This is a genomic window from Winogradskyella psychrotolerans, assembly GCF_018860545.1.
Taxonomy (GTDB): domain Bacteria; phylum Bacteroidota; class Bacteroidia; order Flavobacteriales; family Flavobacteriaceae; genus Winogradskyella; species Winogradskyella psychrotolerans_A.
This window is the reverse complement of record NZ_JAHKPN010000014.1, coordinates 173,609-187,352: the sequence shown is the minus strand read 5'-3', so window position 1 is coordinate 187,352 and position 13,744 is coordinate 173,609. Positions and strand designations below refer to the sequence as shown.

Sequence of the window (13,744 nt, the reverse complement as noted above, 5' to 3'; positions counted from 1 at the left end):
GTTTTGGTGGACGTTCTCAATTAATTACAGTTCCAGAAAAGCAAATAGGTGTCATTGTTTTAACAAATTCACAAGGGATTGATGCTCCAAGAATAGCTTATCAAATTTTAGATGTTTTATTAGATAAGAACAAGATTCATGAAGAAACCAATGTCAAAGTTTCTTTTAAAAAACAAAATAGTAAAGAATTTATAGGTGAATACAAAGAAATTAATAGCGATATGACTATGAAAATATTTGTTGAAAATGACACCTTGAAATCAATTGGTTCAATGGGCAGAACTTCAGTCGCTCTTGTGCAATATGACCAAAACAAGTTCTATAGAACACAAAGTCAGAATGTGAAATACGATTTTACACCTTCAGTATCTCACGATCTGATGATCTCATTTGGAGGAACACCATTTTATTTTAAACATGCTAAATTTATTGATGTTGAAGCTGTTAAAATCTCAGATTTTGTGGGTGATTTTTACTCTGAAGAATTAGATGTTTCTTATCGTTTTTTTGAAGAAAACGCGATGCTTAAATTGGTGTATGCAGATAGGGAAAGCGCAAATTTACAACCTGTTCAGTTAAATGAATTTGGAAATAATGATAGAACATTGTATCATTTTATAAAAGATAAAAATAACATAGTAATAGGTATGTTATTATCTTGTGATGGTACGATGAAGGAGATTGAATTTAAAAAAGAAAAGGATCGCTAAATAGCCATCCTTTTCTTTGTGTAATTAAGACCTGTCAGGTCTGTACTAATCTATTTATAAGTCAAACCCAAGATTAACACCTAATTTCTCAGCTATAATCTTAGTAATTCTGTTTTTAAGTTCTGGTATTTTAACAGAATTCATAACGTTATTACTAAAAGCAAACATCAATAAAGCGCGTGCTTCTTTTTCAGGAATACCTCTAGAACGTAAGTAAAACATAGCACTTTCATCTAATTGACCAATAGTACAACCATGAGAACATTTTACATCATCTGCAAAAATCTCCAATTGAGGTTTGGTGTTAATGCTCGCTTTGTCACTAATTAAAATGTTATTATTTGCCTGAAATGCGTTCGTTTTCTGTGCTAATTTTTCAACAACAACCTTTCCATTAAATACACCTGTGGCGTTATCATCAAAAATACCTTTATAATCTTGGTGGCTTTCGCAATTAGGTTCAATATGATGCACTAAAGTGTTGTGGTCTACATGTTGCTTATTACCAATAATGGTGATGCCTTTCATGGTAGAATCAATACGCTCTCCATTTTGGTAAAATTCTAGATTATTTCTAATCAATTTACCTCCAAAAGAAAAGGTGTGGACTTTAGCTAAACTTTCCTGTTTTTGGTTGATGTATGTACTGTCTATTAACGAAGCATTTTCATTATCATTCTGAATCTTATAATAATCTACAATGGCACGTTTATTAGTAAAGATTTCAGTAACAGAATTCGTTAAAACAGGATTGTCGGTTAAACTCTGATGACGTTCAATAATCTGAACATGAGAGTTTTCATTAACCACAATTAAATTACGAGGTTGTAACATGACTGCCGATTCATTTCCTGTTGAAAAATGAATAATCTGAATCGGTTTATCAACGACTTTATTCTTAGGAATATTGATATAGGCACCTTCTAAAGAGAACGCCGTATTTAACGATGTTAAACCATTTTTTCCAGCGATTTTATTGAAATAATTATCAATAATTACTTTGTATTTTGGTTTGGTTAGCGCTGCAGACATTAAACAAACATCTAAACCATCATGTGTGGTTTGCGATAAGTGCGATGAATACTTCCCGTCGATAAAAATGATTTTATACGAATCAATATCATGTATAAAATACTGTTTAATATCTTTAAATTCTAATGCATTCTCATTTTTAGGAAACACGCTGTAGTCGTGCTTTAAAATCGAATTCAATGATGTGTATTTCCAATCTTCTTGTCGCTTAGTAGGAAACCCTTCAGCTTCAAAATTCTTTATAGCTTCAGTACGAATGTCATGTATTGACGAGTGCACATCAACAGTGTCCTCTAATGCCATAAATGACGATACTAATTTTTCTTTTAAACTCATGTTTTAAGTCTTCAGTAATCAGTCTTCAGTTTTCAGTCCACAAAATTGTTAACTATAACTGTAAAATTGATTATTCTATATTAATTTATGGGTAGTATAAAATCAAATGCCACTGAGCAACTACCATCAAAATTTAATAATTAATTTTTATTTAATTTTAATTCAGAGTAATCAGAATAGAGGAAGCAACCGCCTACTAAATACTGACCACTGGCTTACTAATTAGGCGTTAACCTCTTCCTTAATCCAGTCGTAACCTTTAGCTTCTAACTCGTGTGCTAATTCTTTTCCTCCAGATTTTACAATTTTTCCATTGTATAAAACGTGAACAAAATCAGGAACAATATAATCTAACAAACGTTGGTAGTGCGTAATAACAATAACCGCGTTGTCTTTTGATTTTAACTTGTTGACACCATTAGCAACAATACGTAGCGCATCGATATCTAAACCAGAATCCGTTTCATCTAGGATGGCTAATTTTGGTTCTAACATCGCCATTTGAAAGATTTCATTTCGTTTTTTCTCACCACCAGAAAACCCTTCGTTTAATGAGCGTGATAAAAATTTACGATCAATTTCTAATAGTTCTGATTTATCACGAATCATTTTTAACATGTCTTTTGCAGGCATGTCTTCTAAGCCTTTTGCTTTACGAGTTTCATTTATAGCTGTTCTCATAAAGTTAGTCACACTTACTCCAGGAATTTCTACAGGATATTGAAACGATAAGAACACACCTTTGTGTGCACGTTCTTCTGCGGATAATTCTTCAATATCTTCTTCGTCTAGCAAGATATTACCTTCGGTAACTTCATATTCTTCCTTACCAGCAATTACAGAAGCAAGGGTACTTTTACCAGAACCGTTAGGTCCCATAATCGCATGTACTTCGCCTGGTTTTACCTCAAGATTTATACCTTTTAATATACTTTTATCTTCTACACTTGCGTGTAAATTATTAATCTTTAACATAGTTTTAATTTGCTAATTTTATAACATCTTCTTTATTCGGGTCTGGTGCTTCCACTTTTAAAATCTCCTTAATTTCTACTTTGAATTGCCAACCTTCTTCGTCTTTATCTTTTTCAAATTTTCTCACTCTCACAGTAACAGGAACCATGTCCGTATCTTCTGTCTTAAATGCTTTAACTTGTTCAGCCAATATGTGCATATTCTCATCGATAACCACACCAAAGATTTCTTTTGGTGTTTGTAAAACAGCGGCATCTGCGTAATACACAAAATCCCCTTTTACAGTAATAAATCCATCGTTTTGATCATATGATTTTGCACGATTTTCTTCTAAATCAACAGGTTGTTTTGTGTCGTTTTTACACGCGAACATTACTAAAGCTAAAATAATGATAAGACTGATTTTTTTCATTTTATGAATCTTTATAATTATGTTATCCTACAGAACCTTCTAAGCTTATTTCTAGTAGTTTTTGAGCTTCAACAGCAAATTCCATTGGTAACTTATTGAGGACTTCTTTGCTAAAACCATTTACAATTAACGCAATTGCTTTTTCTGTATCGATACCTCTTTGATTACAGTAGAATATTTGGTCTTCACCAATCTTACTAGTTGTTGCTTCGTGCTCAATCATGGCACTTTTGTTTTTTGCTTCAATATATGGGAAGGTGTGTGCACCACATTCATTTCCCATTAATAAACTATCACATTGTGAAAAATTACGCGCATTTTCTGCTCGAGAATTAATTTGAACCAATCCACGATACGAATTTTGCGATTTACCAGCAGAGATTCCTTTAGATATAATTGTTGATTTTGTGTTCTTTCCTAAGTGAATCATCTTAGTGCCTGTATCCGCTTGCTGATAATTGTTAGTCACAGCAATAGAGTAAAATTCTCCAACCGAGTTATCCCCTTTTAATACACAACTCGGGTATTTCCATGTCACTGCAGAACCCGTTTCAACTTGTGTCCAAGATATTTTTGCGTTTTTCTCACAAAGTCCTCTTTTAGTTACAAAGTTGAAAACTCCTCCTTTTCCTTCAGCATTTCCAGGATACCAGTTTTGTACTGTTGAATATTTTATTTCAGCATCATCTAATGCTATCAATTCTACAACAGCGGCATGTAATTGATTTTCATCTCTACTTGGAGCAGTACAACCTTCTAGGTATGAGACGTAACTACCTTCATCAGCAACAACTAAAGTTCTTTCAAACTGACCAGTTCCTGCTTGGTTTATTCTAAAGTAAGTTGATAATTCCATTGGGCAACGTACCCCTTTAGGAATGTAACAGAACGATCCATCACTAAATACAGCAGAATTTAGAGCGGCGTAAAAATTATCTTTTTGTGGCACCACAGTTCCCAAATGTTTTCTAACTAATTCAGGGTGTTCCTTTATGGCTTCAGAAATACTCATAAAGATGATACCTTTTTCACCTAAAGTCTTTTTAAATGTTGTAGCTACAGAAACTGAATCAACAACCACATCCATAGCTACACCAGCTAATTTCTTTTGCTCGTCTAATGAGATACCTAATTTTTCAAAAGTGGCCAATAATTCTGGATCAACTTCATCAATACTATCGTATTTTGGTTTGCTGTTTGGCGCAGAGTAATAAGAAATCGCTTGAAAATCTGGTTTCTGGTAATGGACATTAGCCCAATCTGGCTCTTCCATTTCTTTCCAAACCTTAAAAGCTTCTAAACGCCATTCGGTCATCCATTCTGGCTCTTCTTTTTTCTTAGAAATGGCGATTACAATTTCTTCATTTAATCCAACAGGAAAAGTTTCAGATTCAATATCTGTGTAAAAACCGTATTCGTATTCCTTAGTTTTTAATTCTTCCCTTAAGTCGTCTTCGGTATATTTTGACATGTCTTTGTTTTAATTTTAAAGTGAAAATGATTCACCGCAACCGCAAGTTCGGTTGGCATTAGGATTGTTAAAAACGAAACCAGTTCCGTTTAATCCTCCAGAATATTCTAGTGTAGTACCGATGAGGTAGAGAAAGCTTTTTTTGTCTACAATAATTTTAACATCATTGTCTTCAAATACTTTATCATCGTCGGCTTGTTTGTTATCAAACTTTAAGTCGTAAGATAAACCAGAGCAACCACCACTTTTAACACCTACACGTACGTAGTCTGTTACAGGGTTGAAGCCATCGTCAGTCATAAGTTCTATGACTTTCTTTTTTGCGTGATCAGAAACTTTAATCATATCGTTTAACTAGATGAATTCTAAATAGAACGCAAATATACGATATAACAAAGGTTTTACCATAGGTACTAACATTATATTAGCATATGATTTGATAGGGTTTGGCTATTGTAGATAAAGCTAAAGAAAAGTATATTTAAATAGCTACTTTAGATTTAGGGATACGCCTAGTAAGACGATATAGCTCTTGTAAGGTATCTGCTATTTGACTATTAGCCACAGTGATGTTTTCAAAATTACCGTGACGATCTGTAATGACTACGGTGTCGCAATGCGAACATGTGAGTTCAATTGTGTGATCTATATTTGTTTTAGATCTTTCATAATTGTGGCCAAATACAGCACAAGGTAGGGTGATAGTAGAGTTGGATTTCATAGGTTATAAACTTAGGGTGGGACAATTTAAAAAATCAAACATAAAACAAGTCATAATACTTAAATTTTCGATGAAATGCACAAAATGGATGTATTTCGTCGGATTTTTTTTAAAAATGACTCTCTTTATGAATACAAAAGAGGGGTTAAAATGATTTCTGAAAATAGGTATTAAGGAGCGAATGAAATGATGTAGAGACTTTTATGTTTTTATGAATTTAAGTGGTTATTTTTATCTCTAGAAACCTGTTTTGAATAGTGTAAAGTGTCTTTAATTATTGTTATTAGTGTTTTTTTATTTGATTTAAAATTCAGGATAGTAACAGAATGCTATATAAAATTGTTAACAATGTACGGCTATGTCATAAAAGCATAATATTTTTGCATTATGATTGAAGATAAAAACCCAAAACGTACTCCTTTGAGTGAATTAGGAGAATTTAAATTGATTGAACATTTAACGGATCATTTTAAAGTCACCCAAACATCAACTGTAAAAAGTATTGGAGATGATGCTGCTATTCTAAATTTTGCTAATAAACAAATTGTTGTTTCTACGGATTTATTAGTAGAAGGTGTGCATTTTGATTTGAGTTATGCGCCTCTAAAACATTTAGGCTATAAGGCCATAGTGGTTAACTTATCGGATATTTATGCTATGAATGCTATGGCAACTCAAGTCACGGTTTCTATAGCGGTTTCAAATCGTTTTCCGTTGGAAGCATTAGAAGAATTATATGCAGGGATTACGATGGCTGCCAAATTTTACAATGTTGATGTTGTTGGTGGAGATACAACATCTTCAACCTCTGGTTTAATTATTTCTGTAACGGCAATTGGAGAAGTTGAAAAAGGAGATGAAGTGTTAAGATCTGGTGCAAAGCCAAATGACTTGTTGGTGGTAACCGGTGATCTTGGTGGAGCATTTATGGGATTACAAGTGCTTGAACGTGAAAAAGAAGTTTTTAAAGTGAATCCTAATAACCAGCCAGATTTATCAATGTATACCTATATCATTGAACGACAATTAAAGCCTGAAGCTCGAAAAGATATCGTGGAATTACTGAAGGATTTAGACGTTAAACCGACAAGTATGATAGATGTTAGTGACGGAATTTCATCTGAGATCATTCATTTATGCAAACAAAGTAAGGTTGGTGTAGATTTGTATGAAACAAAAATACCTTTAGATCCTCAGGTGATTTCTACTTGTGAGGAATTTAATATAGATAGCACTACCATTGCTTTAAATGGAGGTGAGGATTATGAATTATTAATGACGATTTCTCAAGAAGATTTTCCTAAAATAAAAGGCAATCCTAATTTAACCGTTATTGGTTATATGACAGAAGAAGACAGAGGTATGCACTTAGTCACTAGAGCGGATGAAAAAATTGCTATAATAGCTAAGGGTTGGAACGCGCTTAAAGATTAAGCATAAAAAGTTTTTGTCCTTTTTCTAAACGCTTATTGTGTACGCGATGCAATACGCTATTAATTTCTTTGAATTTTGGTGTTAGAGGGATGAATTTTCCATCTCCATCGATGGTCATTTCTGTTTTACAATTTTTACACTTATATTCTTTAACGTGATAAGTAACATTTTTGGAGACTGTATAATCATGTCCAAATAATGAGCAATAAATGTTTTTCATTAACTAGTTTTCTTAGAGATGTTATCATAATAATAGGGATTCTAAAGATAAGAAAATTAGTTACTTAAAAGTTATCAACAATTAACAAATCGACGAAGTGAGTGTTTTTCGCTTCAAACGCATTGCTTTATTGTTGTAAAGACGCTCAAGAGCTGTATTTATGTCTTGATGCTTAGGGGTTAGTTCTGTGAGTCTACCATTGCTGTTCGTTGTTAATTGTTTTTTGCAACATTTACAAGTGTACTCATTGACATGGTTGGTAACTTTTTTGGTAATCTGATAATTATGTCCAAATAAATCACAGTAGAGTTTGTTAGGTTTCATAATGTGGTTGTTTACGATTTATTTTTTAATCTCTTCAGTAAACTTAGAAAATAAATTCAAACAAAACGTTTAAGGGACTTATTTTTCGATAAAACGTAATAAACTGTAAGATAAATCTGATTTATTTTCAATATAACTCATATGTCCTTCTGAAAATTCTACAAAAGCAATGTCTGTGTCTTTAATTTGCTCTAAAATTTGTTCACTAGCTATAAGGCGGTCTTTTTTTCCAATAATGATTAATTTTTTGCAATTCAAGGACTTGAAGATGTCAAAACGGTGAGGTCTAAGTTTCATACCTTCTTGTGCAGCAATATAACCTTGTAGTGGTGTTTGCAACGCTAATTGAAGAGCTTTTTCATAGGCTACATTATAAGTGGCTTTACTCTCTGGTGCAAATAGATTGGCAAATGACATTTTCACCAAAACCTCATAATTTTGTTGTGCCATTTCGGAAGCACGAGTTCTAATTAATTGTCGGGCAGTATCATCAGCTTCATATGTGGAATTCATTAAGCAAAGTCCATTAAAGAGTTCTGGTTGCTTTTCAGCTAATGCTAACGCCACATAACCTCCCATGGAATGACCTACAACGTGTGCTTTTTCAATATTTAAATGATCTATAACGGCTAAAACAGCATCTGCCATCGTTTCCATTGTATGGATATAACCGATGCAGTCTGTTTGTCCGTGACCTAATAAATCAATGCAAATAACCTGATTATTCTTCGAAAAATCAGCCACTAAATCTTGCCACATAGCTACACTTTCAAGAAAACCGTGAAGTAAAACAATCGTATTACCTTGTCCTTCGACCGTATAATGAATGCGGCTATTTTTGTAATTTAAAATCATAATTGCAAAGATATATTTTGAAAGTATTTCTACTCATTAATCATTATAACATTTTAGTATCTTTGAAATCATTCAAATTAAATTAAAGACCCAATGGTTTTAAAACGTTTTTTTACATTATTTCTAATTGTATTTTTTTGCATACTCAATGCTCAAATTGATGAGCGACAACTTGATGACTTAATTCAAGAGACTTTAACCACTTTTGATGTGCCTGGCATTTCTGTGGGAATCTTTAAAGATGGTAAAATTGTGTATTCAAAAGGTCATGGTGTGCGTTCGCTAACCAATAAAAAAGAAATGAACGACGAGACCTTAGTTGGTATTGCGTCTAATAGTAAGGGGTTCACCTGTTTTGCTTTAGCAATGATGGTAGACGCTGGTAAACTTAATTGGGATGATAAAGTGCGTCAACATATTCCAGAATTTCAATTACACGATGCTTGGGTCACTGAAGAATTTACGGTTAGAGATTTGGTCACACATCGCAGTGGAATGGGATTGGGAGCAGGAGATCTCATGTTTTTTCCTGAAGGCAGTGATTTTACAGTAAGTGACATTATTCATAACGTAAAATATTTAGAACCTGAAAGTTCATTTAGAAGTGAATTTGCCTATAACAATAATATGTTTATAATCGCAGGTGAAGTTTTAAAACGCATAAGTGGTCTGTCTTGGGAAGATTTTATAGAAACTAAAATTATGAAACCTGTTGGAATGGTGCGTAGTAAAGCGTCTTATAATCGCGTCACGGATAAATCCAATATTATTGATGCGCATACGATGGCAGAAGGTAAAGTAATTCAAATTCCACATGATTGGAGTGAAACGGCAAATCCAGCAGGTGGTATTATGAGTAATATTACTGATATGCTAACCTGGTCCAAGTTTTTAATGAATGATGCTGTAACTGAGAATGGTGAACGTCTATTAAGTAAAACCCAATTTCACGAACTTTGGCAGTTGCAAACTCCTTTAAAAGTGAGCGCTGATGATTCGTATGCGTCTAATTTTAAGGGTTATGGTTTAGGATGGTTTGTGGCAGATGTAAAAGGAGGTTACAAACAAGTGTATCATACCGGAGGGTTGTTAGGAACGGTGACGCAATTTACTATGATTCCTGATTTGGATTTGGGAATTGTGGTGTTAACTAATCAAATGAACGGTTCTGCGTTTAGTACAATTACCAACACCATCAAAGATGCGTATTTAGGATATGAAAACCGTAACTGGTTAGAAAAATACGGAAAGAGAAATTCAGATTTTATTAAATATAATGATAGTATAAAGGTTGCAGTGTATTCAAAAGTTGAAAAAGCGAAAACACTCAAGTCGTTACCAACACCAAGTCAAATTGTAGGCACGTATACAGATGATTGGTTTGGGGATGTCATTATTTCTCATGACGCTAACAAAGGATATGCCATAAAAAGTAGCCGGTCTTCTAGATTGTTTGGTGCATTGTTACCACTAAATGCCACTACGTTTGTTGCAAAATGGAATGACAGAAGTTATGATGCTGATGTTTATGTGAAATTTACGTTCAATGAAAGAGGAGAAGCCATTTCAGCGACCATGGATTATATTGCTCCAATTACTGATTTCAGTTTTGATTTTGGTGATTTAGAACTCAAGAAAATCAACTAGGTGACCATACAACAGAAAGAGCTTTTAATAACCAGTTTTGGAATGTTTTCCTTGTTTTTTGGAGCAGGTAATTTATTGATTCCACCTTTATTAGGTTATAACGCCGGAGACGATTGGTTTTTGGTAACCATTGGTTTTATGATTACAGCAGTGGTTATTCCTATTCTTGGGATACTTGCTCATGCCAGATTGCAAGGCACATTATTTGATTTTGGCAAAAAGGTATCGTCGACGTTTAGTTTAATTTATTGTATCCTTATTTATGTTATTGCTGTTGCTATTCCGTCACCAAGAACCGCGGCTGCAACCCACGAAATTGCAATATTCCCAGCGTTTGGAACTTCATCTACGTTAACGAGTGCTATTTATTTTTCGTTGGTACTCTTATTTGTGCTCAACCGTTCAAAAATATTGGGACTTATTGGCAAGTTTCTAACCCCTTTTATTGTCATAATGTTATTGGCTGTTATAGGAATTGGATTGTTTTCAACGGAATTTAATACAGGGATTTCCCAATTTGAAACTCCGTTTTCAAAAGGTATTTTAGAAGGGTATCAAACCTTTGATGCTATTGGAGCCGTTGTAGTTGGAGCGGTAATCATTGTATCGTTGAATTTTAAAAATATGGCTGTAGAAATCTACAGTTCTAAACGGACGCTAATCAGAAAGTCGGGCTTTATTGCGGGTTTAAGCTTGTTTGTTATTTATGCAGGATTAATTTCTGTTGGTGCGTATTATAGCTCTGAAATCAATATTAATGCAGAACTCAGTAGTGATATGCAACGGGCTAATTTATTACGTGCTATTAGTATTTCTGCTTTAGGTGATTTTGGTAACACCGTTTTAAGCATTTTAATTTCATTAGCTTGCTTTACAACAGCCATTGGCATTATAGCAGGTACGGCTGATTATTTTAAAGGGTTGCTTAATAATTCGCAAACAGTGTATAATGTTACTGCTATTTTGGCGAGTGTTTTAGGTTTTGCTGTTGGTCAGTTTGATTTTAATTCAATTATTGTGGTGGCTATTCCTGTGTTATTATTTATTTATCCAATTACGATCATACTAATATTATTAAATGTATTGCCAGAAAAAATGGCGTCACCTTTAGTTTTTAGAACCGTTGTGTTTACTGCAATTTTATTTAGTATTCCAGATGTTGTGGGGTTTATAAGTCCATCTGAAACTTTAAGATCCATAACTAATTATATTCCGTTTTCAAGCCAAAGTTTGGGTTGGGTGTTGCCAGCGTTTTTAGTATTTATTATTTCGGTTGGTGTAGAATTAAACATGAAGAAGAGCATATGAAGTACATGGGAAGTAAGGCGCGTTTTGCTAAAGACTTATTGCCAATAATTCTGAAAGATAGAAAAGAGAGTCAAGTCTACCTTGAACCCTTTGCTGGAGGTATGAATATGATTGACAAGGTTGATGGGATAAGAATTGCGAATGATCAGCATGAAGAACTTATCGAGATGTGGCAAGCCTTAATCTATGAGAATTGGGATCCCCCTCAATCTGTGAGTGAGCAAGCATATAAGGATATAAAATACAACCAAGATCAATATCCAAAACATTTAGTAAGTTATGTTGGCTTTAACTCTTTTGGTGGGAAATGGTTTGCTGGTTACAGGCGCGATAAGGAAGGAAAACGTGATTATTGGGGAGAACACTACCGTAATATTACCAAACAAGTTCCTAATCTTGAAGGTGTAATTTTATCATGCAAATCGTATCTCGAATTAGATATTCCAAAACAAAGCATTATTTATTGTGATCCTCCATATGCTTCAACAACTAAATATAGAGATGGATTTAATCATGAACAGTTTTGGGAATGGTGCAGACAGCAAAGCAAAGCAGGTCATCAATTGTTTGTTAGTGAATACAATGCACCAGAAGATTTTAAATGCATCTGGGAAAAACCAGCTAAAACAAGTTTTTCTTGGCATGCCGATAACTTACCAGTCAAAAAAAGTGTAGAACGCTTGTTTGTATTCAATGGATAAATAAAGTCCATATGTCATTCCTTTTAAGGTTCATCACTTCGATTATGGTAAGGGATGATGTTTTAAGGGGAGTTCTATATGGAAATGCAACAAATTCTTTGTTAATTATTTAACAAAATGTAATTTATTGTACTATTTTTTAAAATAATTAGGTTTGATTTTGTAATGCTTTATACATTAGCATTTTAAAAAATAGTATGTTAGTATATAAATTTGGTGGCACGTCTGTAGGTTCTGTGGTAAATATGAATCAAGTTAAAGATATCATAGCGACCAGAAATCGTAAAATTGTAGTTCTGTCCGCCATGTCAGGCACTACAAATGCACTTGTAGAAATTTCGACTTTAGTTGAATCTGGTAATGTTAATACTGCAAAAAAATGTATTGAAACTTTAAATGAAACCTATAATTCGGTGGTTTACGATTTATTGCAAGATGAAACGTTGCGTCAAGAAGTTAGTAATTATGTAAACGCAAGATTTCGTTTGCTGTTAGAAGCTACAAGCGAGCCATTTTCAAATTTATTACACAATACTATTGTTTCTAATGGTGAATTGCTATCCACCTTTATGTTTAGTCGCTTATTACAGCAAGAAGGGTTTAGCGTAAGATTATTGCCAGCTTTAGATTTTATGCGTGTTGATAGTCATAACGAACCCGATAATTTTTACATCAAGCAGAATCTTAACCGACTTATAGATGCTGAGTCGCCAGCTGATATTTACATTACGCAAGGTTTCATATGTTTGGATGCTGAAGGGCAAATTACCAACCTACAACGCGGTGGAAGCGATTACACAGCTACCATCATTGGTGCAGCTATTGAAGCCGATGAGGTGCAAATCTGGACAGACATTGACGGTTTCCATAATAACGATCCACGTTATGTTAACGACACGCAAGCCTTATCCCATTTGTCTTACGATGAAGCTGCTGAGTTAGCTTATTTTGGAGCTAAAATTTTGCATCCGCAAACCGTAATGCCAGTGCGCCAACTCGATATTCCATTACGACTCAAAAACACCATGGCACCACAAGCACATGGTACACTAATTACCAACCAAATTCATGGTGAAGGTATTAAAGCCATTGCAGCCAAAGATGGCATTACAGCCATAAAAATTAAGTCGGTACGTATGCTCTTAGCACACGGTTTTTTAAAGAAAGTGTTTGAAGTCTTTGAGCGTTACGAAACATCTATAGATATGGTGACGACCTCAGAGATTGCAGTGTCCTTAACTATAGATAATACCACACATTTAGAAGCTATTAACGAAGAACTTAAAAAATTCGCAACTGTAGACATAGATGAGTACATGAGTATTGTTTGCCTGGTTGGTAACCAAATTATTTACCATCCTGATACGCCAGAACTCTTCCAGGTATTACAAGATGTTACTATACGTATGATTGCTTATGGTGGTAGTAATAATAATATTTCACTCTTAGTCAATACGAGTGACAAATTAGAGACCTTGCAGAAATTGCAACGTTACGTCTTTGAAAGTGGTTTGGTTGAGGTTTAAATCGTTGGCGTGTTTTAGTGTGCTCGTAATTGTTGGACTAAAGTGGTTTTGAGCTAACGGTTAATTGTAGCA

14 protein-coding genes are annotated in these 13,744 nt (G+C 34.0%); 6 read left to right on the top strand and 8 right to left on the bottom strand.

The annotated features are described in order from the left end of the window. Nucleotides 1-710: hypothetical protein (locus tag KO515_RS08120; RefSeq protein ID WP_215935875.1), on the top strand; the 710-nt coding region annotated here is incomplete at its 5' end. 54 nt (nucleotides 711-764) lie between these two features. Here the strand turns inward: KO515_RS08120 and sufD are convergent. The 6 genes from sufD to KO515_RS08090 form a co-directional block, all read right to left on the bottom strand. Continuing rightward, nucleotides 765-2,078: a Fe-S cluster assembly protein SufD gene (sufD, locus tag KO515_RS08115; RefSeq protein WP_215935874.1), complete on the bottom strand. Its 1,314-nt coding sequence runs from the start codon at nucleotides 2,076-2,078 to the stop codon at nucleotides 765-767. Between the two features lie 222 nt (nucleotides 2,079-2,300). Next, a complete protein-coding gene (sufC, locus tag KO515_RS08110; RefSeq protein ID WP_215935873.1) occupies nucleotides 2,301-3,053 on the bottom strand; it encodes a Fe-S cluster assembly ATPase SufC in 753 nt (250 codons plus the stop codon). A 4-nt stretch (nucleotides 3,054-3,057) separates the two neighbouring features. Then, on the bottom strand, nucleotides 3,058-3,465 hold the full coding sequence (locus tag KO515_RS08105) for a hypothetical protein (RefSeq protein WP_215935872.1): 408 nt from the start codon (nucleotides 3,463-3,465) through the stop codon (nucleotides 3,058-3,060). A 22-nt stretch (nucleotides 3,466-3,487) separates the two neighbouring features. Continuing rightward, the gene (sufB, locus tag KO515_RS08100) at nucleotides 3,488-4,936 is read right to left on the bottom strand and encodes a Fe-S cluster assembly protein SufB (RefSeq protein ID WP_215935871.1); all 1,449 of its coding nucleotides are present in this window, start codon (nucleotides 4,934-4,936) and stop codon (nucleotides 3,488-3,490) included. A gap of 15 nt (nucleotides 4,937-4,951) precedes the next feature. Next, on the bottom strand, nucleotides 4,952-5,281 hold the full coding sequence (locus KO515_RS08095; RefSeq protein ID WP_215935870.1) for a HesB/IscA family protein: 330 nt from the start codon (nucleotides 5,279-5,281) through the stop codon (nucleotides 4,952-4,954). A gap of 136 nt (nucleotides 5,282-5,417) precedes the next feature. After that, on the bottom strand, nucleotides 5,418-5,657 hold the full coding sequence (locus KO515_RS08090; protein WP_215935869.1) for a hypothetical protein: 240 nt from the start codon (nucleotides 5,655-5,657) through the stop codon (nucleotides 5,418-5,420). A gap of 387 nt (nucleotides 5,658-6,044) precedes the next feature. Here KO515_RS08090 and thiL point away from each other — a divergent pair, with 387 nt between their 5' ends. Next, nucleotides 6,045-7,091 carry a thiamine-phosphate kinase gene (thiL, locus tag KO515_RS08085; protein ID WP_215935868.1) on the top strand — a complete coding sequence of 349 codons (1,047 nt, stop codon included), beginning with the start codon at nucleotides 6,045-6,047 and terminating at the stop codon, nucleotides 7,089-7,091. On the opposite strand, the gene KO515_RS08080 is transcribed toward thiL, so the two are convergent. Continuing rightward, on the bottom strand, nucleotides 7,081-7,311 hold the full coding sequence (locus KO515_RS08080) for a hypothetical protein (protein WP_215935867.1): 231 nt from the start codon (nucleotides 7,309-7,311) through the stop codon (nucleotides 7,081-7,083). The genes thiL and KO515_RS08080 overlap by 11 nt on opposite strands. Nucleotides 7,312-7,713: 402 nt before the next feature. Further along, nucleotides 7,714-8,490: an alpha/beta fold hydrolase gene (locus KO515_RS08075; RefSeq protein WP_215935866.1), complete on the bottom strand. Its 777-nt coding sequence runs from the start codon at nucleotides 8,488-8,490 to the stop codon at nucleotides 7,714-7,716. Nucleotides 8,491-8,583: 93 nt separating this feature from the next. Here KO515_RS08075 and KO515_RS08070 point away from each other — a divergent pair, with 93 nt between their 5' ends. The 4 genes from KO515_RS08070 to KO515_RS08055 all read left to right on the top strand — a co-directional run bounded on the left by KO515_RS08070 (nucleotide 8,584) and on the right by KO515_RS08055 (nucleotide 13,672). Next, nucleotides 8,584-10,137 carry a serine hydrolase gene (locus KO515_RS08070; RefSeq protein WP_215935865.1) on the top strand — a complete coding sequence of 518 codons (1,554 nt, stop codon included), beginning with the start codon at nucleotides 8,584-8,586 and terminating at the stop codon, nucleotides 10,135-10,137. After that, a complete protein-coding gene (locus KO515_RS08065) occupies nucleotides 10,138-11,445 on the top strand; it encodes a branched-chain amino acid transport system II carrier protein (protein ID WP_215935864.1) in 1,308 nt (435 codons plus the stop codon). Then, a complete protein-coding gene (locus KO515_RS08060) occupies nucleotides 11,442-12,146 on the top strand; it encodes a DNA adenine methylase (protein WP_215935863.1) in 705 nt (234 codons plus the stop codon). Before KO515_RS08065 ends, KO515_RS08060 begins: the two co-directional genes overlap by 4 nt. 197 nt (nucleotides 12,147-12,343) lie before the next feature. After that, nucleotides 12,344-13,672, top strand: a complete 1,329-nt coding sequence (locus tag KO515_RS08055; protein ID WP_215935862.1) for an aspartate kinase — start codon at nucleotides 12,344-12,346, stop codon at nucleotides 13,670-13,672. Nucleotides 13,673-13,744 lie beyond the last annotated feature (72 nt).

Excerpts from the sequence above, each read along its gene's own strand:
- sufD (WP_215935874.1), bottom strand. The coding sequence starts at position 2,078 with ATGAGTTTAAAAGAAAAATTAGTATCGTCATTTATGGCATTAGAGGAC.
- sufC (WP_215935873.1), bottom strand. The coding sequence starts at position 3,053 with ATGTTAAAGATTAATAATTTACACGCAAGTGTAGAAGATAAAAGTATA.
- KO515_RS08105 (WP_215935872.1), bottom strand. The coding sequence starts at position 3,465 with ATGAAAAAAATCAGTCTTATCATTATTTTAGCTTTAGTAATGTTCGCG.
- sufB (WP_215935871.1), bottom strand. The coding sequence starts at position 4,936 with ATGTCAAAATATACCGAAGACGACTTAAGGGAAGAATTAAAAACTAAG.
- KO515_RS08095 (WP_215935870.1), bottom strand. The coding sequence starts at position 5,281 with ATGATTAAAGTTTCTGATCACGCAAAAAAGAAAGTCATAGAACTTATG.
- KO515_RS08090 (WP_215935869.1), bottom strand. The coding sequence starts at position 5,657 with ATGAAATCCAACTCTACTATCACCCTACCTTGTGCTGTATTTGGCCAC.
- thiL (WP_215935868.1), top strand. The coding sequence starts at position 6,045 with ATGATTGAAGATAAAAACCCAAAACGTACTCCTTTGAGTGAATTAGGA.
- KO515_RS08080 (WP_215935867.1), bottom strand. The coding sequence starts at position 7,311 with ATGAAAAACATTTATTGCTCATTATTTGGACATGATTATACAGTCTCC.
- KO515_RS08075 (WP_215935866.1), bottom strand. The coding sequence starts at position 8,490 with ATGATTTTAAATTACAAAAATAGCCGCATTCATTATACGGTCGAAGGA.
- KO515_RS08070 (WP_215935865.1), top strand. The coding sequence starts at position 8,584 with ATGGTTTTAAAACGTTTTTTTACATTATTTCTAATTGTATTTTTTTGC.
- KO515_RS08060 (WP_215935863.1), top strand. The coding sequence starts at position 11,442 with ATGAAGTACATGGGAAGTAAGGCGCGTTTTGCTAAAGACTTATTGCCA.
- KO515_RS08055 (WP_215935862.1), top strand. The coding sequence starts at position 12,344 with ATGTTAGTATATAAATTTGGTGGCACGTCTGTAGGTTCTGTGGTAAAT.